This window comes from Streptomyces aurantiacus JA 4570 (assembly GCF_000414115.1).
GTDB classification, from domain to species: domain Bacteria; phylum Actinomycetota; class Actinomycetes; order Streptomycetales; family Streptomycetaceae; genus Streptomyces; species Streptomyces aurantiacus_A.
Map to the genome: position 1 here is coordinate 30867 of NZ_AOPZ01000355.1, position 24448 is coordinate 55314.

At 73.2% G+C, this 24448-nt stretch carries 16 protein-coding genes; 8 read left to right on the plus strand and 8 right to left on the minus strand.

The genetic code is table 11. The features are described from left to right. Positions 1-119 precede the first annotated feature (119 nt). The 4 genes from STRAU_RS29580 to STRAU_RS29595 form a co-directional block, all read right to left on the minus strand. Positions 120-1202 carry a radical SAM protein gene (locus tag STRAU_RS29580; protein ID WP_016644093.1) on the minus strand — a complete coding sequence of 361 codons (1083 nt, stop codon included), beginning with the start codon at positions 1200-1202 and terminating at the stop codon, positions 120-122. A 331-nt stretch (positions 1203-1533) separates the two neighbouring features. After that, a complete protein-coding gene (locus tag STRAU_RS29585) occupies positions 1534-3129 on the minus strand; it encodes an ABC transporter substrate-binding protein (RefSeq protein WP_016644094.1) in 1596 nt (531 codons plus the stop codon). 6 nt (positions 3130-3135) lie between these two features. Then, on the minus strand, positions 3136-5208 hold the full coding sequence (locus STRAU_RS29590; protein WP_016644095.1) for an adaptor complexes medium subunit family protein: 2073 nt from the start codon (positions 5206-5208) through the stop codon (positions 3136-3138). A gap of 447 nt (positions 5209-5655) precedes the next feature. Further along, entirely contained in the window at positions 5656-8886 is a 3231-nt protein-coding gene (locus tag STRAU_RS29595) for an NACHT domain-containing protein (protein ID WP_016644096.1), read from the minus strand. 236 nt (positions 8887-9122) lie between these two features. Between STRAU_RS29595 and STRAU_RS29600 the strand changes: the two genes are divergently transcribed. From STRAU_RS29600 to STRAU_RS42565, 6 genes are all read left to right on the plus strand, one after another. Continuing rightward, positions 9123-9983, plus strand: coding sequence for a metallophosphoesterase family protein (locus STRAU_RS29600; RefSeq protein WP_052029339.1), 861 nt, complete (start codon positions 9123-9125; stop codon positions 9981-9983). Positions 9984-10039: 56 nt separating this feature from the next. After that, complete coding sequence (locus STRAU_RS29605; protein WP_037662751.1) at positions 10040-10234, plus strand: hypothetical protein; 195 nt, start codon at positions 10040-10042, stop codon at positions 10232-10234. A gap of 393 nt (positions 10235-10627) precedes the next feature. After that, a complete protein-coding gene (locus STRAU_RS29610) occupies positions 10628-11266 on the plus strand; it encodes an SDR family NAD(P)-dependent oxidoreductase (RefSeq protein WP_016644099.1) in 639 nt (212 codons plus the stop codon). 99 nt (positions 11267-11365) lie between these two features. After that, positions 11366-12511 (plus strand): galactonate dehydratase, encoded by a 1146-nt coding sequence (dgoD, locus tag STRAU_RS29615; protein ID WP_016644100.1) that lies wholly within the window; start codon positions 11366-11368, stop codon positions 12509-12511. Positions 12512-12590: 79 nt separating this feature from the next. Continuing rightward, a complete protein-coding gene (gene qcrB / locus STRAU_RS29620; protein ID WP_016644101.1) occupies positions 12591-14234 on the plus strand; it encodes a cytochrome bc1 complex cytochrome b subunit in 1644 nt (547 codons plus the stop codon). Between the two features lie 83 nt (positions 14235-14317). Beyond that, positions 14318-16603 carry a tetratricopeptide repeat protein gene (locus STRAU_RS42565; RefSeq protein ID WP_158692153.1) on the plus strand — a complete coding sequence of 762 codons (2286 nt, stop codon included), beginning with the start codon at positions 14318-14320 and terminating at the stop codon, positions 16601-16603. 26 nt (positions 16604-16629) lie between these two features. On the opposite strand, the gene STRAU_RS29630 is transcribed toward STRAU_RS42565, so the two are convergent. From STRAU_RS29630 to STRAU_RS29645, 4 genes are all read right to left on the minus strand, one after another. Beyond that, the gene (locus STRAU_RS29630; RefSeq protein WP_158692154.1) at positions 16630-18450 is read right to left on the minus strand and encodes a hypothetical protein; all 1821 of its coding nucleotides are present in this window, start codon (positions 18448-18450) and stop codon (positions 16630-16632) included. A gap of 106 nt (positions 18451-18556) precedes the next feature. Next, positions 18557-20773: a terpene synthase family protein gene (locus tag STRAU_RS29635; RefSeq protein ID WP_016644104.1), complete on the minus strand. Its 2217-nt coding sequence runs from the start codon at positions 20771-20773 to the stop codon at positions 18557-18559. Between the two features lie 126 nt (positions 20774-20899). Further along, positions 20900-21475 (minus strand): MerR family transcriptional regulator, encoded by a 576-nt coding sequence (locus tag STRAU_RS44510; protein ID WP_016644105.1) that lies wholly within the window; start codon positions 21473-21475, stop codon positions 20900-20902. A 114-nt stretch (positions 21476-21589) separates the two neighbouring features. Next, on the minus strand, positions 21590-22639 hold the full coding sequence (locus tag STRAU_RS29645) for an MDR family NADP-dependent oxidoreductase (protein ID WP_037662755.1): 1050 nt from the start codon (positions 22637-22639) through the stop codon (positions 21590-21592). A gap of 163 nt (positions 22640-22802) precedes the next feature. Between STRAU_RS29645 and STRAU_RS29650 the strand changes: the two genes are divergently transcribed. Together STRAU_RS29650 and STRAU_RS29655 are read left to right on the plus strand one after the other, a co-directional pair. Continuing rightward, entirely contained in the window at positions 22803-24101 is a 1299-nt protein-coding gene (locus tag STRAU_RS29650) for an MFS transporter (protein WP_016644107.1), read from the plus strand. A 111-nt stretch (positions 24102-24212) separates the two neighbouring features. Beyond that, positions 24213-24448: helix-turn-helix domain-containing protein (locus STRAU_RS29655; protein WP_037662757.1), on the plus strand; the 236-nt coding region annotated here is incomplete at its 3' end.

Sequence of the window (24448 nt, forward strand, 5' to 3'; positions counted from 1 at the left end):
CCGCCCCGCGGCTCGTCCTCAAACGCCGGACGGGCTGAAAGATCGCCGGGGCGGGGTGGGTGATGTGCCGTCTACGCGCAGGTAGGCATGGCAGGGACTGGGCGAGAGGGAAGAAGACGTCAGACGAAGTCGGCGTGCAACGTGCTGGGGACCTCCAGCGCGTACGCGTCCAGTGCCTCGTCGAGTTTGATCTGGCCGCGTTTGAGGAGCTCGAGGAGCTCGTTCTGGGGGCGGTAGAAGCAGGACTTGCACAGGTCGGTCCGGCTCGGGTTGGACGCCTCCCACTCGGCGCGCGGGCCGCCTTCGAGGACGGTGGGGTAGCCGAGGTCGACCACGTCGCCTATGCGGTAGCGGCTGTTGAGGTGGACCTGCGGGCACGGGTAGAGGTGCCCGTCGGCGCCGACCGCCGTCACGAACCGGCTGTAGTGGCAGTGCTCGAAGTCGCCCTCGACCTCTTCCACCTGGTCCATCGGGCCCCGGTCCAGCTTGGGCACCGACACCTCGAAGTCGTCCGTGGACATCGCCGCCGCCTCGACGAGCGAGCCGGAGATCTCCGCCATGACGGTCTCGATGGTCTCGTGCCCCATCGCGCTGTAGAACTCCGGCTCGAAGCGGACGTAATGCGCCCCGGACTCGTGGGCGATGCGGGCCGCCGCCACGATCTCGCGGTAGTTCTGCATCGTGATCACGTAGTTGAAGCCGATGCGGAAGTCCGGCGCGACGGCGTTCTCGCGCAGGGTGCCGATGGTCCCGATGAACTTGGAGAACGTCTGCTCACGGTCGCGCGTGATGTCGTTGAACGTGGCTTCCGTGCCCGCGTTCATGCCCACCCGCACCCAGGTGTGCGTCGCGGTCACGCAGTCGGCGACCTTGGGGCGGCCGAGCCGGGAGCCGTTGGTGATGAGGCCGATGTGCAGGCCGTCGCCGTGCCCGGCGTAACAGATGTCGGCGTAGCCCGGGTGGATGGTGCACTCGCCGCTGCCGCAGAAGGTCACGGCACGGCCGTCGTTCTCGGCGAACTCCTTGAGCAGGGTGATCGCCTTGTCGGTGGTGAGGGAGTCCTTGAACGAGAACAGGTCGTAGAACTGCTCCTCGTTCGGCGAATGGAAGTTGCAGAAATTGCAACGCATATTGCAGGCGCCCATGATGCCGATCCGCATGTGGACCGGTTTGATCTCCTCGTCGGCAACGAATCGCCGCAAGAGATCACCGTGCGCCAGGACTTTCTGTGGCGAGTGTGCTTGATCGAGACTCACGTCCGGGAGACCGTCGCGGTTCCGGGGTGCGGCCATGGTGATATCGCGGGCACCTTCAGTGCTGTTCACGAACCCCTCCACGCGCATTTTGGCGACGCTTTTCGTTGTCCGAGCGACGTTCGCGACAGTAGGAGAGCGCTTCCTGGAGTGTCAACGGGTCTAGACAACCAGGAAGTTGAGTAAACATCTATGGCGCCATGGGTTCCGGCCAAATGTGCCGGGCACGTGTTCTTGGCACGTGCCCGGCGGGCCCGCTTCGCGCGTCGACGGACCCGCCTCAGGGGCACGGATGCTTGAACGTCTTCTCGAACGACCGGTACGTCTCCTGCGGCTCGCGGTTCGCGGCGGCCGGGTGCTCGATGACCGGTATCGGCTTGCACACCGGCCACTGGTCGGTGTCGGAGGACTTCTCGAAGCCGTACGTACCCGCCGCGCCCCGCAGACAGCCGATGCAGCGGGTGGAGTCGCCGGTGTCGACGATGCTCGCGTCGATCAGCGTGTTGTAGACGTCGTCCTTGTTGGGGGTGCGCGCCGGGTCCGGCGTCTTGGTGCTGCCGTCGATCTCCCTGGTGCCCTCGTTGGCTTCCGAGTACGAGCGGTCGAAGGCGTTGGACAGGAGCGTGAACGCGTCGTGGTACATGATCGCGTAGCCGTCGTCGAGGGGCTTCGTGCCGAAGTCGTGCCGCTGGTTGAGCCGGTTGAAGAAGGTGAGGAAGTCCCCGAGCCCGGCGGGCGCGCCCTTCTTCGCCAGCCACCACTGCCGTGTCACGGACGCGGCGGCCACCAGCGTGGTCTTCGTCTCGCGCAGCATCTGCGTGAGTTCGGGCGTACTGAGCGTCGGTTCCAGACCGATGCCCACTTTCAGGATGCGCACGGGGCTGCTGCGATCGCAGGAGGGCTCCTGTGACAGGCGTTTCACGAGTGCCGGGAGATCCTGGTCGCGGCCCGCGAAGAACACCGTGTCCGAATCGGTCACGCAGATCTTCTGCGCGGCGGACTGGAATCGCTGCGGGATACCGGCGGCAGGACCCGTCGACCCCAGGAACGACGCCGAACGCTGCCGCAGCCCGTACGTCTTGCCGAATTTCTTCTCGAGCAGCCGGTGCAGATTGCGCGAGTACACGTCGTCGGGCCGGCTGTCGAAGACGAGGAATCCCTTTCCCTCACCCGGGTTCTTCTTCAGGTATTGACCGAGCGCGTCGGCGAGCAGGTCGTTGTTCGGTGAGGTCTTGAAGAAGTACGGGGCGTTCATGTCGGCGGAGGTGATGACCGGGCCGACGGTGGCGATGCGGCGCTCGCTCAGCTCGCGCATGGCGTCGCGGGTCTCGGGCGTGCTGCTCGGCAGGCCCATGACGCCCACGAGCGGCGACTGCCGGTCGTCGACGAGGTCTTCGAGATCGTCGACCACCGGCGGCCACTTGTCGAGATCCTTGCCGTCGGGCGCCATCAGGAGCTGATAGTGCGGGCCGCCGCCGCTGTTGGCGCGCAACTGGGCGGCGTGTGCGCCCGCGAGCGCGCGGCGGATCATCTCCGCGGTCATGGCGCTGGACTCGTCCGAGGTGAACGGCATCATCAGCGCGATCCGGCCGTACGGTATCCGGGCCTGACCCTGCTGCGGCGAGGCCCATGCCTTCGCGACGCGGGCGTTCTCGTCCGCGACGTCCTGGATCAGCCCCTTGACGTCGTCGTTCGCGTCGAACGCCGTGTCCGTGACGCCCACGCACTGGCCGTCCTGTTTCTCCAGGCCGCCCGCGCAGGGCTCGGGACGGGTCGCGAGATACACGACCACGCCCACGGCGATCAGGACCAGCGGCACCAGGACGGCGATGGCCTTGTCGAGGGGACCGAACCCGTTGCGACGGCTCAGGAACATGCTTCCTCACAGTTCGGGCAGCGGGAGGGGGCGCTTGTCACGGGCGGCGGCAGGCCAGGTGCGGGCGGCCTGGCTGAGCACGCCGCGCCACGTCTGGTGCCGCAGCGAGAGGAAGGCCAGCTCCGCCCCTATGTCGTCGCAGAGGTCGGCCTCGGGCTCGGCGAGCGCGTCGGACAGATACCACAGGCCGTGCAGCAGCCGGTTGATGCAGCGGTCGATCTCGTCTATGTCGTGATAGCGGTCGTCGTACGCCCCGGCGGCCATCGCGGCCCGTTCGTCGTCCCAGTCCGCCGCGGGCGGGGCCGGCGCCGTGGCCGCGTACCACAGGCAGTTCAGCCAGCGCAGCGCGCTCTGCCGGTCCTGCTCCGACTGGAACTCCTCGGACAGCGCCGCCACCACCGTCTTGGCGTCACCGGCCGCCAGCGTGTGCCGCAGCGCGTCCGCCTCGCTCTCCTCGCCGCGCGTGGTGTGGTGGCGGCGCAGGAAGCCGTGGATCTCCTGCCAGCCGCGGCGCGAGTCGGTGCCCTGCGAGGTGCGGCGCGCCTCGTGCACCAGGAGCGTGTTGAGCAGCGGGTCGGCGGCGAGCGGCCGGTCCTGCGGGGTGTCGTGCTGCCACTGCTCGGCCTCCAGATAGTCGGCGGCCGCGTTCGCGGGCAGCTGCTCGGGGCCCTCCAGGCGCAGATGGGCGGCGAGGGCCTGCGCGGCCGTGCTGTCGCGGGCCAGCGACAGCGGCACAAGGCGTGCCCGCTGGTGCGGTGACGGCAGGAGCCGCTCCAGGAGCGCGGCGGTCACCGGCAGGCCGTCCGAGGTGGTCAGCTCCAGGAGGTTGCGCGGCCCGAGCGGTCCGGCCGGGGGCCCGGGGCGCTCCTCGTGGGACGCCGAGGCGCGGGTGTGCTCCAGGACGGCCTCGCACAGCACGCTGCTCGCCAGCGGGTGCCCGCCGGTCAGGGTGTGCAGCGCGGAGGCGAGATACGGGTGCAGCGGGGCCGAGGCGGCGTCCAGCATCAGCAGCACGTCGTCGCGGCTGAGCGGCGTGAGCGGGACCACGAGCAGGCCCGCCGACGGGGTGTGGCCGGTGCGCCGCCACCGGGTGGAGGCCACCAGGTCCGGCAGTTCGCGGTGAGTGGCGTCGGCGGCCTCGGGCGGCGCGTCGCCGAGCCGGGTCGCGACCACGACCAGCGGGTCGTGCGGCGCGGTGCCGGGCCGCGCGCGGTACTCCAGGACGAGGTCGACCAGGCGCGCGCCGGCGGGGGAGTGGGTGTTGTCGAGCAGGGCCAGCGGGCGCGGGTCGCGGTTGAGCCGCTGCCACTTGCTGCGGGAGGTGGCGATGTCCTCCAGGAAGGCGTGGACGAGGGTCTGCTCGGCCGCGTGCCGGTAGTCGCCGCCGCGGTGGAACCAGTCGGCGAGACGCGCGAGGCCGTCGTGCCCGTCCGGCGCCGCGCCCGCGGCGCCGGCCTCGGACTCGGCGTACCGCTCCTGGTACCACTGGCGCAGCGGGGCCGCGCTGCGGGAGCGTGTGTAGCGCTCGAAGTACTCCGCGAGCACGGCGTACGTGACGGCGTGCGCGCCCGGCCGGAAGTCGCCGCCGGCGCCCGCCTCTTCGAGGCGCTGCCGCACCCGGCCGGTCCACCGCTGCGCCACGTCCGTCTCGGTGCCGTTCTCCAGGTGGCAGGCGATCAGGAGGCGGGCGATGCGGGCGGTGGCGCGGGCCCGCTCGTCCGCCGTGCCGCCGTGCCCGCCGAACACGGCGATCAGGCCCGGCAGGAGCAGCGGGAAGCGGCGGCCGAGGCCGGGCGCGAGGAACCGCACCAGCTCCTCCAGGAGCTCGACGACCAGATCGGACGCGGCGGTGTCGACGAGGGCGAGCGGCAGCCGCCCGGTGTAGTGCCGCTCCAGGGCGGCGAGGACGGCGGAGCGGCCCATGCCGTGGCGGCCGGTCAGGAGCACCAGGGGCAGGTCCTTGTCGTACTCCCAGGGCACGCGGGCGCGTTCGGCGTAGGCGAGGCCGGTGAGGCGGGGGACGAGGGAGTGGAGGAGCGGATCGCGTGCGTACAGCCGAGGCGCTTCGGATGTGTGCATCTCGCCGGGTACCGCTCCCGTCCTTCGCTGGCCGCTGGCTTCTCGTCTGCTGTCCGTCGCTCTGCGTGCCTCCTGTGGTTCCCCGTCAACCGCTCCCCCTCAACCGCTCCCCGTCACCCGTTCCCCGTCATCCATCACCGTTCTCCGGCGGTCGCGACCGCCGTTCCATGCCGCCGTCAACTGCCGCGAGGGTGCAAGAAGTTACACCCCCCACTATCCCCTGGCCAGGGCTTTCGGCGGAGCCGATCGGGCATATTACGGCGGAACCGTGACACGCCGCGGTATGCGGCGGGACACGGCGATGGAGCCGGTACGCGAGGGGGCGGACGCTAGCCGTGCGCCGTCGCCTCCGCCATACCGCGCGCGGGCTTGCCGGGGGCGTGACGCGGCGCACCCGGGGGCCGAGGAGGCGCACAGGGGGCTCGAAGCGGCGCGCCGGTCGCGGCCTCAGTGCCGCGGGCGCACGGTGAGCTCCACCCGCGCGGGCAGCTCGTCGGCGTGGTGCACCTCGCCGGGATAGTCGAGCCGCACCTGGCGCAGCTTGGGCAGCCCCGCCAGATGCACCAGGTCGACGGTGTCGAAGAGAGTGAGGTGGATGTCCTCGAGCCCCGGCAGACGGCGCGCGATCCGCCGCAGCGACACCGCGGCGCCGGGCCGCGACCGCACCTCCAGGCAGGTGAGCTGCGGGATGCGGGCGCCCGGCGGGAACAGCATCATGCTGAGCTGCTCGTGCGACAGGCGCAGGGTGCGCAGCGCGGGCAGCCCGGCGAGCAGCGCGTCCCAGTCGTCCGGGCGGAGCCGGTCGCTCGCGTTGTGCAGGCGCAGCTCGCGCAGTTCCCTCAGGGCGGTGATGTCGGCCAGCTCGACGGCGTCCGGCGGCAGCGCGAGCACCCGCAGCGCGTCCGGCCGGGGCAGGTCGCGCAGCCCGCGCCAGGGCACCGCGGCGCCCAGGATCAGCGAGTCCAGGCGCGGGCACGCCGAAAGCCGTGCCAGGGGCTCCAGTTGGGGCAGGTCCGCGAGGCTGAGCCGACGCAGCAGCGGCAGCCGGGTCAGCGGCGCGGTGTCGCTGATGGCGCGGCAGCCGTGCAGCGCGAGGGCTTCGAGGGCGGGGAAGTCCGCCAGGAAGCCGAGCGACGTCAGCCGCATGTTGCCGCGCAGCCGCAGCTCGCGCAGCCCGCCCGCGTCGAGCGCGCCGACGATGTCCAGCTCGGCGAAGTCGCCCTGCAGCACCACCCGTTCGTACCCCGACATCGCGCTGAGCGCCTTCAGCTCGGCCGCGGAACGCACGATGACGGCCTCGCCCGCGCCGACCGCGAGCAGCGGCTTGATGATCTCCTCGGCGTACGCGTCGGTGTCGAACCGGTCCCAGTGGGCCAGGAGCTGGCCGCGCACCGCCGGCTGCCGCGTGGTCACGAACTCGCTCAGCCGGGTCAGTGCCGCGTCCCCGCCGATGCGGCAGATGGCATGCACCGTGGTCACCTCGGCGTCGCCCGCGAGGCTGTCGGCACCGGGCAGCAGGCCGAGAAGCAGCTCCCCGGTCTCGGCCAGCGCCCTGGCCTCGCGCATGCTGCGCGGCGGCAGGAGCTGCGCGGCGCGCTCCTCGACGGCCTGGCGGACCTCCGGGTCGAGGCGCGTCGCCTGGTCGAGCGATGCGAGGGCGAGCAGCCGGAGGCGGGCCCGGACCGTGTCGTCCTCCTCGCGGTCGGCGCGGGCGGTGAGCCGGGTGAGGAGCTCGGCGCGCTCGTCGGGCCGGGCCTGGGCGACGGCCATCTGCAGGACGTCCTCCCACTGGTCGAGGTGGGCGTGCGCGACCAGGGCCCCGATGTCGTGGTCCTCCAGGGCGGCCTTCGCGCCCAGGAAGTCCTGGAAGGTGCGGTGGATGAAGTCCACGGCGCCCTCGGCCGGTTCACGCAGCAGGCCGGAGCGGTCCAGGAGCAGCCGCAGGATCTCCTCGGCGGTGCCGAAGGAGGCCAGCTGCGGCACGGACGGGCGCAGCCGGTCCACCAGGTCGACGGCGTCCTGCCGCTTCAGGCGGGTGCGTTCGTTGCGGATCAGCCAGTACGCGAGTCGCTTCAAGGGCTCGGCCGCGGACCTCTCGTCCAGCGGCGGCGTCTGCTCGCCGTACACGTGGCGCTCCCGGTCGCGGCGCTCCAGGAGCATCGTGAGCGCGGCCTCGTACAGCGCCACCCGCCCGAGCGGCAGGACACCCTTGCGTTCGAGGTGCAGCGCGCAGATGAGCACGCACAGCAGCGGGTTGGTCGCGAGCCGGCTCAGCTCCGTCGACGACCGCAGCGACTTCATCAGCGTCCGGGCGAGCTCGTCGCCCCCGCCTGCCGCCTCGTGCCAGCGCTGGATGAACCGCCGCACGTCGCCCGGCCGCATCCGCGTGAGCGTGAACTCCCGGAAGCCCTCGCGGCCGAGCCAGTCCCTGGGCAGCGCGGAGGGCCGGGTGGTGACCAGCCACAGATTGCCGGGGAAGGTGGTGCGGAGCTTCTTGAGCCAGGCGCGGGCGCGCGGCCGCTCGGCCTCCGGGATCTCGTCGACGCCGTCGATCAGGAGCATGCCGCGCCCGCTCTGCAGGACCCGCACCGCCCACCCCTTGGGCTCGCTGCCCGACAGCGGGCAGTCGATCCACGGCAGGAAGCCCTCCGGCATGGGCAGTTCGGTGTCCTCGCGGGCGAGCGTGCGCAGCGGCAGCACGAACGGCACCCGGCCGAGGAGCTGCGGCAGATGGCCGGGCACGCGGTCCTGCTGGGCGGTGGTGATGGCGAGCCACTGCACCAGCGTGGTCTTGCCGGTGCCGGCGACGCCGCGCAGCAGCACGCGGTCGTGTGCGGCGAGCGCCGCCTCGACGGGCCCGGTCGTGCGCTCCGACTCCGGGTCGGGTTCGGCGCCCCGGCCGTCGGCGTCGCCGTTGACGGCGCCGGGCAGGGGTTCGGCCGGGTCGCGGGCGGGCGCCGCCTCCAGGCTCAGATAGGCGGTCTCCAGCGGCCATGCCTGGCTGCGCGCGTCGTGCAGGTCGACGCCGTGGATGGAGAGGGTGCTGTGCTGGCCGACCACGTAATCGGCGTAGTGCCGCTCGAAGTCGGTGTCCTCGGAGAGGGTCGCGGGCAGCCGCTCCAGGAGCAGGCGCAGCTGCTCCTTCTGCTCGCTCAGGCTGCGCCGCACCTCCACCTGGGAGCGGGCCTCGAAGCCGGGGCGCTTGCTGAACTGGTGGACCAGGTGGAGGCAGGCGGTGACGAGCAGCCGGTCGTGCAGCCGGGCGGCGGCGTCGCTGAGCAGCGCGCGGGTCTCGGGGGCGCTGGCGCGGACCAGGGCGGCGGCGAGCTTCTCCGGCCCGAGGTCGAAGGCTTGTACGTCGTCCATGTCGAGGTCGCCGAGGGCGCGCAGGGTGTGGCCGAGGGCGTAGCCGACGGCGTTCTGCTCGTCGGGCGCGATGGGCGGGTCGTGCGGGCCCGCGGCGCGCATCGCGCGGCGTACCAACTCCCGGGCGAGCTGGTAGAGATCGGCCTCGCTGAGCGTGCGCCGGTCACCGGTGAACGACAGGAGCCGCCCGATCCGCACCGGCCGCTCGCCGAACTCCGCGCCCGGCAGGCTCTTGGGCGGCAGCAGCAACCGCTTCACCAGCGGCACCATCACTGATGACGCGATCCGCAGCCCCACCGTGCCGGCGTCCACCCGAGCCCCCATCCGTGAACAAGACCGCCCCCTCGAAACCTTAGACGGTGACGGCGGAGGGCGCACCGACGCCAGATCGGCCACCCGTCCGGCGCCACCTCGGCCACCCTCCCGGCACCAACGGTCCTCGGCCACCGGCACCAACGGTCCTCGGTCCTCGGCCACCGGCACCAACGGTCCTCGGCCACGGGCCGCGCCTGCCGAGGCCCCCGCTCGTCGGTTAGCCTCGCGTCGTGATGACATCTGCCGCATCCCGACGGGCACCGAGGCTGTTCGGTATCAGTGACCTGCACATCGCCTATGACGAGAACCGGAAGTTCGTGGACGGTCTCTGGCCGGAACACGAGGGCGACTGGCTGATAGTCGCCGGTGACATCGGCGAGGTGATGAGCGACATCGAGTGGGCGCTGCGCCTGCTCACCGAGCGGTTCGACACGGTGATCTGGTCGCCGGGCAACCACGAGCTCTGGACGCCCCGCGACGACCCGAACCAGCTGCGCGGCGAGGCCCGCTACCGCCATCTCGTCGAGCTGTGCCGGAGCCTCGGCGTGCACACCCCCGAGGACCCGTTCCCGGTGTGGCGCGGCGAGGGCGGGCCCGCGGTCGTCGCGCCGCTGTTCCTGCTGTACGACTACACGTTCCGGCCCGCGGGGAAGCACTCCAAGAAGGCGGCCCTCGACTACGCGTACGAGACCGGTGTGGTCTGCACGGACGAGATGCTGCTGCATCCCGACCCCTACGCGACCCGCGAGGACTGGTGCCGTGCCCGCGTCGCCCTGACCCAGGAGCGGCTCGACGCGCTCGACCCCGAGCTGCCCACGGTCCTCATCAACCATTGGCCGGTCGTGCGCGAACCCACGCGTATCCTGACTTATCCCGAATTCGCCCTGTGGTGCGGCACGGAGGCGACGGCCGACTGGCCCGTGCGGTACCGCGCCGCGGCCGTCGTCTACGGCCATCTGCACATCCCGCGCACCATCTGGCACGAGGGCGTCCCGCACGTGGAGGTGTCCGTCGGCTATCCGCGCGAGTGGCGGCGCGAGCGGCACCCGTCGCCCCGGCTGCGGCAGATCCTGCCCGCGCCGGAGCGCCCGTGAGCCCCGCCCGTGTCGTGAACACCCCTGCGCACAGGCGGAGTTGCAGCGTGTAGTCAGTGGCCTGTCAGCGTCCCTCGTTCATGTTCGTCGTCGGCCTCGAACTCACCGTGATCGTCCTGGTCGCCGTCGTCGGGAAGTTCTGCGGCACCTACGCCGGTGCGCGCTCGCAGGGGCTGCCGTCGCAGGACGCGGGCCGGCTCGCGGCGCTGAGTCGAGCACCGGTACGAGTCCGGGGTGCGGGCGCCGCGTGAACGTACGGCGCGGCGCCCGCGTGGCCTGGCGTGGCGATGGAGCCGCGCCGGGTCCGGCCATAGAGTGGGCGGCGCAGGCCATTCGCGGCCGCCGCGCCGCCCACCCGCACGAGGGGACGACGACGCACGTGAACCCAAGCGCACCCGCCTCCGATGCAGCCAACCCAAGCGCCCCCGCCTCCGATGCAGCCGACTCCGCCGCAGCCGCTGGGAGCCCGGCCGGCTCCGCCCCTCCCGCTCCCGGCACCGCCCCCCGCACCCCCGACACCCCCGCCGCCCGCTTCACCGGCCGCGTCGCCGTCGTCACCGGAGCCGCATCCGGCATCGGGGCCGCCACCGCCGTGCGGCTCGCCGCCGAGGGCCGCCGAGGGAGCCGCCGTCGTCGTCGCCGACGTGGACGGCGAGGGCGGCGAGGCGGTCGCGGAGGGGGTCCGGGCCAAGGGCGGCAGCGCGGTGTTCGTCCGCACGGACGTCGCCGAGGCCGCCGACTGGGACCAGGTGGTCGCGGCCGCGCACAGTTTCGGCCCCGTCGGCGTCCTGTCCAGCAACGCCTACGCGTGCGAGATCGCGCCCGCCCACAAGACGAGCCAGGCGTCCTGGGAGCACCAGCTCGCGGTGAACGTCACCGGCGCGTTCCTCGGGTTCAAGGCCGTCCTGCCCGATCTGCGCGCCCACCGCGGCGCCGTCGTCCTCACCTCCTCCGTGCACGCCCACACCGGCATCCCCGGCCGCCCCGCCTACGCGGCCAGCAAGGGCGCGCTGCTCTCCCTGTGCGGCCAGCTCGCCGTCGAGTACGGGCCCGAGGTGCGGGTCAACGCCGTGCTGCCGGGGCCGATCCTGACGCCCGCGTGGGGCGAGGTGGGCGAGGCGGACCGCGCCCGCAGCGTCGAGGGGACCGCGGCCGGGCGGTTCGGCTCCCCGGAGGAGGTCGCGGCGGCCATCGCGTTCCTCGCCGCGGACGAGGCGTCGTACGTCACCGGGACGAGCCTGGTCGTGGACGGCGGCTGGAGCGTCGTCAAGGAGTCGGCCTGAGCCGCCGCCCGCGCCGACCCCGGACCAGCTCCGCATCCACTCCGCATCCACTCCGCATCCGCTCCGCAGCAACGAGGGCCGACCGTCGAGAGGCAGACCGTGAAGATCGACCGCGTGGAGACCTTCCTCGTCCCGCCGCGCTGGCTGTTCTGCCGCGTGGAGACCGACGAGGGCGTCGTCGGCTGGGGCGAGCCCGTCGTCGAGGGCCGCGCCGAAGTGGTGCGCGCCGCCGTCGACGTACTCGCCGAATACCTGCTCGGCCAGGACCCGCTGCGCATCCAGGACCACTGGCAGGTGCTCACCAAGGGCGGCTTCTACCGCGGCGGCCCCGTCCTCTCCAGTGCCGTCGCGGGCCTCGACCAGGCCCTGTGGGATATCGCCGGCAAGACGTACGGCGCACCCGTGCACGCGCTGCTCGGCGGCCCTGTGCGGGACCGGGCGCGGGTGTACGCCTGGGTCGGCGGCGACGAGCCCGCGGTGCTCGCCGAGCACATCGCCGCGCAGGTCGAGGCGGGCTTCACCGCGGTGAAGATGAACGCGGCCGGGGTCACCTCGCCGATCACCACGCCCGCCGAGACCGCCGCCGTCGTCGACCGCGTCGCCGTCGCCCGCGAGGCCCTCGGCCCGGACCGGGACGTGGCCGTCGACTTCCACGGCCGCTTCACGCCCGCGAGCGCCCGCCGCGTCCTCGCCGAACTCGCCCCGCTGCACCCCCTGTTCGCCGAGGAGCCGCTCCTGCCCGACCAGGGCCACCTGCTGCCCGCCCTGGTCGCGGCGAGCCCCGTCCCCATCGCCACCGGCGAACGCCTCTACGGCCGCGCCGAGTTCCTGCCCGCCCTGACCGCGGGCGTCGCCGTCGCCCAGCCCGACCTGTCGCACGCGGGCGGCATCACGGAGGTGACGCGCATCGCCGCCCTGGCGGAGACGTACGGCGCGCTGCTCGCCCCGCACTGCCCGCTCGGCCCGATCGCGCTCGCCGCGAGCCTCCAAGTCGCCTTCACCACACCGAACTTCCTCATCCAGGAGCAGAGCCTCGGCATCCACTACAACAAGCGCGGCGACCTCCTCTCGTACGTCGTGGACACCGAGCCGTTCCGCTTCACCGACGGGTACGCCCACCGCACGTCGCTGCCCGGACTCGGCGTCGAGGTCGACGAGGAGGCCGTGCGGGCGGCCGACCGGAGCGGGCACGCCTGGCGCAACCCGGTGTGGCGGCAGCCGGACGGATCCTTCGCGGAATGGTGAAACCCGCCTGGGACAGGGCCTGTTGACGCGGCGGACGGCACACCTACCCTGGTAGCGGCCCAAGGGGGGAGCGAGCCGCATGAGCGAACGCGTCCGCAACACCGGCCCCGGCAACCGCGCCACCGGCCCCGGCAAGGGAGAACGCGTCGCCGACTGGGCGGACGGCCGCCTCGGCGTGCACACCCTCGCCAAGACGCAGATGCGCAAGGTCTTCCCGGACCACTGGTCGTTCATGTTCGGCGAGATCTGCCTCTACAGCTTCCTGATCCTCATCCTCACCGGCGTCTGGCTCACCCTGTTCTTCGAGCCGAGCGCCGCCGAGGTCGAGTACAACGGCTCGTACGAACCGCTCAAGGGCGTCCTGATGACGCGCGCCTTCGAGTCGACCGTCGACATCAGCATGGAGGTGCGCGGCGGGCTGCTCATCCGGCAGATCCACCACTGGGCGGCGCTCGTGTTCGTCGCCGGGATGCTCGTCCACATGATGCGGGTGTTCTTCACCGGCGCCTTCCGCAAGCCGCGCGAGATCAACTGGCTGTTCGGCTGGACCCTGCTGATGCTCGGCCTGATCACCGGGCTGACCGGCTACTCGCTCCCCGACGACCTGCTGTCCGGCACCGGCATCCGCTTCGCGCAGGGCGCCATCCTGTCGATCCCGGTCGTGGGCACGTACATCTCCTTCTTCCTCTTCGGAGGGGAGTTCCCGGGCCACGACATCATCCCGAGACTCTTCGCCGTGCACGTGCTGCTGCTGCCGGGCATCATGCTGGGCCTGGTCGTGGCCCATCTGATCCTGGTCTTCTACCACAAGCACACCCAGTTCGCCGGGCCCGGACGGACCGAGAGGAACGTCGTGGGCGCGCCGTTCCTGCCCATCTACATCGCCAAGGCGGGCGGCTTCTTCTTCCTCGTGTTCGGCGTCCTCGCGATGATGGGCGCGATCGCCACCATCAACCCCGTATGGGCGCTCGGCCCCTACCGGCCCGACCTCGTCGGCACCGGCGCCCAGCCCGACTGGTACCTCGGCTTCTCCGAGGGCCTGATCCGGGTGATGCCCAGCTGGGAGATCAACGCCTGGGGCCACACCCTGGAGCTGGGCGTCTTCATCCCCTTCGCGCTGTTCCCGCTCATCATGGCGGCGATCGCGGTCTATCCGTTCATCGAGAAGTGGGTCACCAAGGACCGGCGCGAGCACCACATCGCCGACCGGCCGCGCAACGCGCCCACGCGCACCGGCCTCGGCGTGGCCTGGCTGACGCTCTACGGCGTACTGATGGTCGGCGGCGGCAACGACCTGTGGGCCACCCACTTCCACCTGTCCATCAACGCCATCACGTGGTTCGTGCGCGTCGCCTTCTTCGTGGCCCCGCCGCTCGCGTTCGTCGTGACCCGCCGGATCTGTCTGGGCCTGCAGCGCCGGGACCGCGAGAAGGTGCTGCACGGCAGGGAGAGCGGCACCATCAAACGCCTCCCGCACGGCGAGTACATCGAGGTCCACCAGCCCCTCAGCCAGGCGGAGCGGTACCGACTCACCGCGCACGAACAGCCCCGGCCCCACGAGGTGGGGCCCCTGGTCGACGCGAACGGCGTGGCCCGCAAGGTGCCCCGCTCAGAACGCCTGCGGGCGCGGCTGTCCCACGCGATGTACGGCCCCGGCTCCCAGGTCCCGAAGCCGACGGCGGAGGAGTACCGGCAGGTGCACAGCGGGGAGGGCCACCACTAGAGAGCCGGCGTTCGGCGCGGCACGCCGGATGTGGTGCCGTTCCGTCCGCCGCTGCCCCCTGGAAGACTGCCGGGGTGGATTCGGTGGACAACAGCATTTCGGGCGGGAGCTACCGTGACGTCATCCAGGCGGGGCACGTCACGGTGCGGCAGTGCGTGAGCGGTGAAGTGCGGGCCCCTCGGGTGCCGTTGATGGCTCCGGCCGCTCCCGGACGCCTGGTGGACCGGCTGCCGGTGCGGGCCGCGCTCGACCGGATCGCGGACGCCCGCGGCGAGCGCGCCCCGGCGAAGGTCGTGGTGGTGACGGGGCCGCCCGGCATCGGCAAGACCGGGGCCGTCCTGTACTGGGCGTCGCTGCGGGGCGCGGACTTTCCCGGCGGGGTGCTGTACGCCGACATGAGCCCGCGCGGCGCGCTGGAACCGGCGGACACCCGCGCCGTCCTGGAGTCGTTCGTCGGCGCGCTCGGCACCCCGCGCGCCGAGATGCCCGCCGACGAGGCCGCGCTGGCCGCGTACTACCGCCATCTCACCGCGCACGAACCCTGCCTGGTGCTGCTCGACGGCGTCGTGACGGCCGCTCAGGTCGGCCCGCTGCTCCCGGGGCACCCCGGCGGCATGGTCGTCGTGACCAGCCGGCTGCTGCTCGGCGGGCTGCGGGGCGCGCTGCCCTCGTCCGAGCCGGAGTACGTGCGCCTCGCGGGCCTGGACGACGAGTCGTGCCGGGAGCTGTTCCTGCACACGGCCGGCCTGTCCTCTCCCGCCGAACTCAGCGCCCACGGCCAGGAGTTACTGCGTACCGTCGTCCCCGCCTTCGCGGGTCTGCCCGCCGCCGCGCGGATGGCCGGGGCGCGGGCGGCCGACCCGCTGGAGGGCGGCGTCGAGGAGTTCGCCCGCCGGCTCCTGGCCCTGCCCACCTTCCAGGAGGCGCTGACCGTGTCCGACGACCCGCACACGTACTCCCTCCGCCCCGTCTTCGAGGACTCCTACGCGGCGCTGGAACCCGCGGCGGCCGCCGTGTTCCGGGGCCTCGGCCTGAACCCGACGTCCGAGTTCGCCGACGGCCTCGTCGACGAGCTGGCGGGCGGCGCCGACGCGGGCGCCCGGGTGCGGCGCACGCTCCTCGGTGGCAACCTCCTGGAACGCCCCGCGCCCGGCCGCTGCCGCATGAACGGCCTTCTCCACGAGTACGCGGGCACGCTGGCCCGCGCCGACGCGGACGAGGCCGGGGTGGTGGCGGGGCGCGTCACCGACTGGTACCTGCGGCGGGCGGCCGCCGCCGAAGTCCTGGTGTCCTCCCGCTGGCGCCTGTCCCGCATCTTCCACGAACACGCCCTCCTGGAGGGCGTGTTCGCCACCGAGACTGAGGCTCTCGACGCCCTGGAACCCGATCGCGAGAACGCCGCCGCCCTCACCGCCCTGGAGTTCGCCCGCGGCCACGACCACACCGTCTGCGCCCTGGCGGAGTCCCTGCGCGGCTTCTTCTTCCGCCGCAAACACCACACGCTGTGGGTGGAGGTGTGCGAGCTGGCGGTGCGGGCGGCGGAACGGGTGGTGCGGGGCGGTTCGGGCGAGGCGCCGGGGCGTGCTGGTTCGGCGGGTGGTCCGGGCGGTTCGGGCGGCGGGGCTGCTCCTGTAGGGGCTCCCGGTCGGGATGGGGCGGGCGGGGGCGCTGTCGGCGTACCCCGCGGCGCGGCCCCGGTCTGCGACGCCGGGCTTCTCCTTGCCCGCTGCCACTACGAGTTGGCCTTCGCGCTCTTCGACCAGGGCGGCGCGGAGAGCGTGGAGCGCGCCCGGCACCAGTACGGGCTCGCCCTGCGGCAGGCGCGGGCGGCCGGGCACGCCCGCACCGAGTCCACCGCGCTCGAAGGGCTCGGCCAGGTCGCCCTGGAACAGGGGCACCCGCAGGACGCCCTCGACCACTTCCGGCAGGCGCTGCGCGCGCTCGGCGAGCTGCCGCATCCCCGCGGCCGGGCGCTCCTCGAGTACCACATGGGGCGCGCGGCGAGCGCGGCCCACCTGCACGAGGAAGCCGCCGCGAGCCTCCTCGGGGCCCGTCGGCGGTTCGCCGCCCTGCCCGAACCCGACCGCTACAACGAGGCCCGCGCGCTGACCCGTTACGCCCAGGCCCGTCTGGCCGCCGACCGCGCCGACGAGGCGGTCGCCCCGCTGGACGAGGCGATCGCCCTCTTCCAGGGCCGCGGCGCCCCCAAGGAGGAGGCCGACGCCCGCCTCACGCGCGGCGACGCGTGGTCGGCCTGCGGCGACGAACAGCGCGCGCGGGAGGACTGGCGGGCGGCGCTCGCGACGTACCGGAGGCTGGGGAGCGTGGGGGCTGCGGGGGCGAGGGAGAGGCTGGGCGGGGAGGGGTGACCGGGCGGTGTGCCCCCGCCGTGGGCCTACTCTGCCGTGTCCTCAAGGCCGCCGGTACCCGCCCCGACGCACCGCACCCGCAGCAGCCCCGGTGCCCCCTCCGGCGTCAGCCGGACCTCCGCCTCGCCGGTCCAGCCGTCGCCGTGCCGGAGCAGGCAGGCGTACACCGCCGACGCGGTGAGCGACGGGGTGGCCCAGGAGACCCCGGACTCCCAACTCGCCTGGTATGTCGTGCCGTTGCGGGTGCGGAGGAGGCAGGCGCCGGACGGCTCGGGGGCCGCGGCCAGGGTGCAGCCGGGGTGTCGGGCGAGCAGCTCGGCGAGCGGGGACGCGGACCGGGCCGCTCCGGTCGCGCGGTGCCGGGCCGTCACCACGTCGGCCGCGCGGGCCCAGCGCGCCTCGGGCTCGCCGTCGGTGACGGCGAGGTGGGCGTCGGCGAGGTGGGGGTGGTGGGCCGTGTCGGCCTGGAGGAGGGCGGGGTAGCGGCGGATCAGGACGCGGGTCGGCCCGGGGTCCGGGCCCGGCCCCGGGGCTGACGGCGTCGTCGCCTCGGCCTCGACGAACTGTGGTGCGGCCACGGGGGAGTGGCGCGGGCGCGGCAGATCCAGCGGTACGTCGACGGGGCGCGGGAGGAGCGGGGCGGCGGGCTCGGCCAGACCCAGCGTGCGGTAGCAGAGGCGGCGCAGGCGGGACAGGGCCTCGCCGGGACGGGAGGTGATCTGGGCCGCGATCTCGGCGAGGCGGGGGTCGGCGGGCTTTCGGCGTGCGGCGCGCTCCAGTTGCGCGGAGAGCGGGGCCGTCGGCGAGACGCGGGGGAGGGCGGCGCCGAGGCGGGCCATCGGGGAGTCCGCCGCCACGGTCTGCTCGTCGAAGGCGCCCAGCAGACCGGGCAGGCCGAGCCCCGCCGCGTACAGGGACACCGAACCGTGGTCGCCGATGAACGCGTCGGCCGCGCACAGGGCCGCCTGCCAGGTGTCGCCCGCGGGCGGGGGCAGCAGCAGCCCGGCGTCCACGTGGGGCCGCAGCCAGGACCGGAGCTGCCAGCCGCCGTGTCCGTACCAGGCGTTGGGGTGCACGGCGGCGAGGACGCGGAAGGAGTCGTGGGGGAGCTCGGCGAGCGCACGGCGCACGAGGTCGCCCGCGGCGCCGAGCAGGGAGGTGCGGCCCCAGGTCGTGCTGAGCAGGAGCAGCTTCTGGTCGGGGCGTACGCCGAGAGCGGAGCGGTACTCCGCGCGGAAGGGGAGGGAGGCGCGCAGCCGGTCCATGCAGGGATCACCGACGACGTGCGCCACCGGCAGGGCCTCGGGGCAGCCGGCGCGGAGCCGGGCGAGCTGTTCCTCGTGGGACAGGACCACCGCCGACGGTATCAACTCGCCGTCGTACACAAGCCATTCAGCCGTCAGCCCGAAAGCTCCCGGCTCCCGGCTCCCGGCTCCCGGCCCCGGCTCCCGGCTCCCGGCTCCCGGCTCCCGGCTGCTGAGTCTTTTATTGTATCCGGCGCCGTGCGGGGCTCCTATGAGCGGAGCGGAAATGCTCTGCAATTCCCCGCCGCGACTCGTGCTCACGGCCAGGTCGAATTCGAGTTTCGACGCCTCTTCCCAGGTAAGGAAGGGCAATTCACGGGCGGCGACGAATTCCGCGATGCCGTCGGCGAACGGCGAGGACCCCGTGCACGTGAACACGGTCTGCACCCGCCGGTCGCCCTCGAAGACGGCGAGGAGGTCGAGCAGCCGGGTCGCCGACGTCACGTTGTGGATGACGCCGAGCACGGTCCGCTCGGGCGCGACGGTGAGCCACCGGGCGGGGGCGCCGGGAGCGGCCGGGTGGACGTGGTTCGGCTCCCGCACGGCGCGCACCCTCCCCACGTCCCCGGGGCCGGACCGCGCCGGCCCCGGGCCGACCCCGGTGATCGGCCCGACCGCCGACCTTACCCGCAGGGCCTGCGAACGGGCCTCACGGAGCGGCGAGCTCCCGCAGCCACGCGGGCCGCACCACCTCCATGCCGAGCCCGGCGGGTGCCGGCAGCGGGCCGTGGGACAGGTCCTCCTGGCGGTAGCGGCGGCAGTCGCGGTGCCAGATGTAGATGCCGGCCATCCAGTGCTTCAGCTCCTCCACATAGCCGTCGAGGACGTCCCGCGCCTCCTGGTCGAGCCTGAACTCGTCGTACAGGGCGGGCAGTTCGTTCGCGACTACGTGCTCGAACTGGTGCATGCGGGACCTCATCAGGTCGTCGATGATGCCGAGCGCCGTCGGATAGTCGCAGTCGAAGAAGTTCTGCACGACGAGGATCGCGTTGTGCACCTCGCCCTCGTACTCGATCTCCTTCTGGTACGAGAAGACGTCGTTCATGAGCATCGAGTAGTCGGCGGCGGAGTTCTCCAGATTCTGCAGGGGGCCGGTCGCGTAGATCTCCTGCGGCACCCGCTTGCCGTGCCCGAAACGGCTCAGGCTCATCGTGAAGTGCGCGCCGAAGGTGTGGCGGCGCATCTCGATGTAGTCGACGGGCTCCGGGACGCGGTTCAGCGCCTGGTTGGCGAGCTCCCACAGCCAGCTGTCGGTCATGTCGACCAGCGTCCGGCGCAGCGAGGCGCGGCCCTCGTCGTCCATCGGTCCCGCCGTGCGCGCCCACAGGTCGGCGAGGCCGCGCTCCATGGCGTTGACGGGCGGGGGAGTGGGGGAGCAGTCCAGCGGCATGAAGAGCCGGAGGCGGTCGGTGCACACCTTCGCGCCGAGCAGGTCGCGGGGCCTGCCGAACACCACCGGGTAGTAGTCGTCCCCGTACGTCCCCCAGGTCAGCCAGCACGAGCCGATGTCCAGTTGCTCCGGCGTCGCGTCCGGGTGCAGGCCCGCGGCGCACAGCGGGAAGTCGTACCCGGCGAGCTTGCGGGCGTCCCAGATGTGCGAGGTGGGCACGCCCGGCTGGGGCTCCAGCATGCCCATGCGGCCGGCCCAGTCGACGACCTCGCGCCGCGAGTGGTCGACGTGCGGGGAGATCGTGGTGGTGTACGGCAGATAGAAGTCGGGGATCCGGGACGGGCCGACGCGCTGGTGGGGCACGTGCGTGAAGCGGCGCGCGCGTGGGGCACCGGTCGCGGCGATCAGTTCCTTGATGCCCGCGGCCGACGTGCCGATGCCGGTGGGGCCCGCGAGGGGCGAGACGCGGTCGGTGGCGCCCTCGTTCATGTACCGGCTGGACCGCATGTGCCACTCGTGGCCGCCCGACTGCCAGTCCTGGAGCCCCTTGGCGTAGGCCAGGACTTCGGCGCACCGGGCGGGCGGCAGCGCCGTCTCCGCGAACAGCGGCTCCAGTTCGCCGAAGAACGTGTCCTCGAACTGCTGCATCCGCGACGTCAGCAGGTCGTTCACGGAGTCGGCGGCCTCCTGGGTCGAGCAGCCCAGGAAGGTCTCCAGGACCAGGACGCCGTTGCTCAGCTCGCCCTCGTCCTCGACCTCGCGCTGGTAGGAGAACAGGTCGTTGCGCAGGTGCACGGCGTCGGCGAAGGTGTCGCGCAGCACGCGAAGTGGGCGGGACCCGGCCACTTCGGCCGGTACCTCCGCGCCCGTCGCGTACTCGACGAGCCCCGCGGACCAGGGGGCGCCGCCCACCTTGCGGCGCATCTCGATGTACTCGACGGGGTTCGCGACGCGGTGCGCGTTGATGTTGGACAGCTCCCACAGCGACTCGTTGAGGAGGTTGCGGGTGCTCTCCGCGAAGCGGGCGCGCCACTCCATGGACATGCTGGGCACCGTGCGCGCCCACAGGTCGGCGAGGCCCGCCTCCACCGGGTTGGTGGCCTCCGGCATCGGCGTCGCGAGGTCCATCGGCATGAACGCGGGCAGCCGGTCGAGATACGCCTTGCCGCCCTCGCGGTCCTGGGTGCGCTTGAACAGCTCCAGGAAGTGGTCGTCGAAGAAGAACACCCACACGTACCAGTCGGTGACCAGCGACAGCGCGGGGCCGTCGCAGTCCGGGTGGGTGTACGCGCACAGCAGCGCGTAGTCGTGCGCGTCCAGGTCGGCGGTGTCCCAGACCCCGGAGCCCTCCAGCATCCCCATGTCCCGCGCCCACTGCCGGGAGTGCGAACGCGCCTCCTCCGTATGGGGGTTGAGGCGCGCCGGATGCACCATGTAGAAGCTCGGCAGTTCGAAGGGGCGTGACGACTGCGGCATACGGGGCTCTCTCCTCGCGGGCGGCGTACGGGCAGCCGAGCACTACCCGTGGTGCGCCGTCCGATGCCGGGTGCCGCCCGGGGTCACACCATCGCGTGATGGGCCGGGTCGAAAACGGCCCGGGGGTCAAACACCCGTGCGGGAGCGGGAGTTGAGGGTGCGGCGGCGCGAGGGTGGCGGGTGCGGTGCGCTGGACGGGCCGTCGGTCGACGGGGCCGGAGGCGACGGTGTGTCCGGCGGTGACGGTGTGTCCGGCGGTGACGGTGCGTGCTGTGGTGACGGTGCGTGCTGTGAGCCCGGCGTGTCCTCGGGCCCGGCCGCCGCCGCGCGGATCGCCGCCACCCGGCGCGGGAGCCGCTCCCGAAGTCCGGTCAGCCGCGCGATCTCGGCGTCGAGCTGGTCGATGCGCTGCTCGGCGACGCCCGGATCGAGGCCGCACCTCCTGCGGATCGCGTCCCCGGACCGCGGCAGACCGTCGTCGTCCAGGAGATCCAGGCCCGCCGCGCAGGAGCGGATGTCCTCGACGGTCAGGCCGAGCGCGAGCAGTTGCCGGATGACGCGGACGCGCGACACGTCCCCCGGCTCGTACTCGCGCTGCCCGGTCGGGCTGCGGCGCGGCGGCGGCAGCAGCCCGCGCTCCTCGTAGAAACGCAGCGCGCGGGGCGTCGTCCCCGCGGCGGCGGCCGCGTCACCGATGCGCATGCCTGATCCCTCCAGTCCTCCGGGTCCCCTGGCGACCGTGCCCGCGCCGCCGTTGTCCGTGCCGCGCGACGCCTCGCCCTCTACCGCGCGACGCCTCGCCCCTGTCGGTGGCGGCTAGAGCTCCACGACCACCGTCCCCAGGTGCCGCCCCCGCATCACTTCCTCCAACGCGCGCGGGGCCGCGTCCATGCCCGCCACCCGCTCGTGCGGGAAGACGACCTTCCCGGAGCGCAGCCAGCCCCCGAACCGCTCGTCCCACTCCGCCTGCGCGCGCGGGTCCTCGGGTGTGCGGGTGCCGCGCAGCGTGACCCCCTTGAGGATCAGGGCGAACGAGTCGATCTCCACCGGCGCCGTGGTGCCGCCGAGTTCCGGGTCGAGCTGGCCCGACAACGCGCCCACCAGGGCGAACCGCGCACCGGCGCGGGCTGCGCCCAGGGCCGCGCGCAACTGGTCGCCGCCCACGTTGTCGAAGACCACGTCGAGGCCGTCGGGCGCGGCCTTCGCGAGCTGTTCGGCCAGCGGCCCCGCTCCTCGTACGACCACCGCGTCGTACCCGAGCTCGGCCGTCATCCGCTCGGCCTTCCAGGCGGAGCCGGTGCTGCCGACGACGCGCCCCGCGCCGAGCTGCCGCGCGATCTGCCCGGCCAGGGAGCCGAGGGAACCAGCCCCGCCCGACACGAACACCGTGTCGCCGGTGCGCACTTCGGCGGTCCGGGTCAGCGCGTGGTACGCCGTCCAGCCGGCCGCGAGGTGGGCGACGGGATCGGGGAGCACCTCGCCCAGCGCCCGGCAGGCGGCGGCGGGAACGGCCGCGTACTCGCGCCAGCCGAGCCAGTGGGACACCGTTTCGCCGACGCGTGGGCCGTCGTCACCGGCCGCGGCGACGACCTCGCCGACCGCCGCGCCGAACAGCGGGTCACCGACGCCGAGCGGCGGGAACGGGGCGCCCTCGACCCCGCCGCCCATCAGCGTCCGCAGGGCCGCGAAGACATGGAAGAACCGGTTGCGTACAAGGACTTCGCCCGGCCCGGGGACGGGCGCGGGCGTCTCGACGACCGTGAAGTCGGCGGCCGTCGGCAGCCCTTGGGGGACGGCGGCGAGGCGGACCTCACGGGAGACGCGGGGGAGTTCGGCGGGTGTGGCGGAAGGCGCGGAAGAGGACATCACGGCTCCTCGGTGTGCGAGCGGCCCGGGCCGCTCGCTGTGTGGGCTGCGAAGACGCCGCGAAGCTAACTCTTGACGCGCGCGTCAAGGGCAAGCGCGGGAGTGACCAAGCGAGAGCTAAAGGTGTTGTGTCCGGCGCCCGCGCGGGCGAAGGTGATCTCTCGTGACCGAACACACGACCGCCGCCACCGAGCGCGGCACCCCGCGCGGAGACGCCCCGAGGGCCGGCCTGAGCCGCGGCATGGTGCTGCTCCTCGCCGTCGCCTGCGGGGTCGCCGTGGGCAACATCTACTTCCCGCAGGCCGTCAGCCCGCTCGTCGCGTCCGGCCTCGACGTGTCCGGCGACACGGCGGCCCTCGTGGTGACCGCCGCCCAGTTCGGCTACGCGGTCGGCATCTTCTTCCTGGTGCCCCTCGGCGACCGCGTCCCGCACCGGGTGCTCATCGCCGTCCTGTTCGCCGTCACCGGAGCGGGGCTGCTCGCCGCGAGCGCCGCGCCCGCGCTGCCGCCGCTGCTCGGCGCGAGCGCCCTGGTGGGGATCACGACGGTCGTGGCCCCGATCGTCGCGCCCATGGCCGCCGGGCTCGTCCCCGCGGAACGGCGCGGCGCCGTCACCGGCACGCTCCTGAGCGGCTCCATCGGCGGCATGCTGCTGTCGCGCGCGTTCGGCGGCGCCCTCGGCGAGTGGCTCGGCTGGCGGGCCCCGTACGTGGTGACGGCGGTGGTGGCGCTCGTGATCGCGGGAGTCCTCGCGCGCACGCTGCCGCAGACCGTCCCCACGTCGCGCCAGCGCTACCCCGCGCTCCTCGGCGCATCGCTGCGTCTGCTGCGTACGGAGCCACTGCTGCGCCTGTCGTGCTTCTACCAGGCGGCGGTCTTCGCCGGGTTCCAGGCCGTGTGGACCGGGGTGGCCCTGTTCCTGACCGGCGACACCTACGGCCTGGGCGCGTCCGCCGTCGGCGCCCTGGCCCTGGTGAACGCGGGCACCATGCTGGCGACGCCGTTCGCGGGCCGCCAGATCGACCGGCGCGGCCCGGACGCCGTGAACGCCGTCTGCGCGGGCGCGGTCGTCGCCTCGGCGGGCGTCCTCGCCCTCGGCGGACTCGGCGGGGCGATCGGGCTCACGGCGCTGGCCCTCGGGACGCTGCTCCTGGACGTGGCCATGCAGTCCGGGATGGTCGCCAACCAGGTGCGGATCTTCGCCCTCAGCGGCGAGGCGCGCAGCCGCCTCAACACGGCCTACATGACATGCGCCTTCATCGGCGGCGCGGCGGGCTCGTCCCTCGGCGCGCTGGCGTACGCGACGCTGGGCTGGGCGGGCGTCTGCGCGCTGGTGGCGGTGCTGGGGGCGGTGACGGTGCCGGTGGCGGCGCGGCGGGCCCGGCTGCGGGGCGTCCAGGAGCGGGTGGCGGCGCGGCGGGCCCGGCTGCGGGGCGTCCAGGAGCGTTGCGCTTCTGACTGATGAGACAGTCAGAAGCGCAATTACAGGAATCAGGCGGCGTGAAGCCGAATGATTGGAGGCTTCCTGGGTCGTGCGTTGTGCTGAGCTCAACGCGCGGGTACGGTGTCGGGCATGGAGCAAGACCCCGAGGTCCCCGCCCGAGTCCGGGAGGTCATCGCCGCCGCGGGCGTGACCCAGCGTGAGTTCGCCCGGCGGATCGTCATGGACCCGTCGAAGCTCTCCCGTTCCCTCGGCGGCACCCGGCGCTTCACCGCCGCGGAGCTGGCCCGCATCGCGGACACCGCGGACGTCGACGCCGCCTGGCTGCTCGGCACCCGCGGCGCGGGAGACCCGGCGCCGCCGCGGCC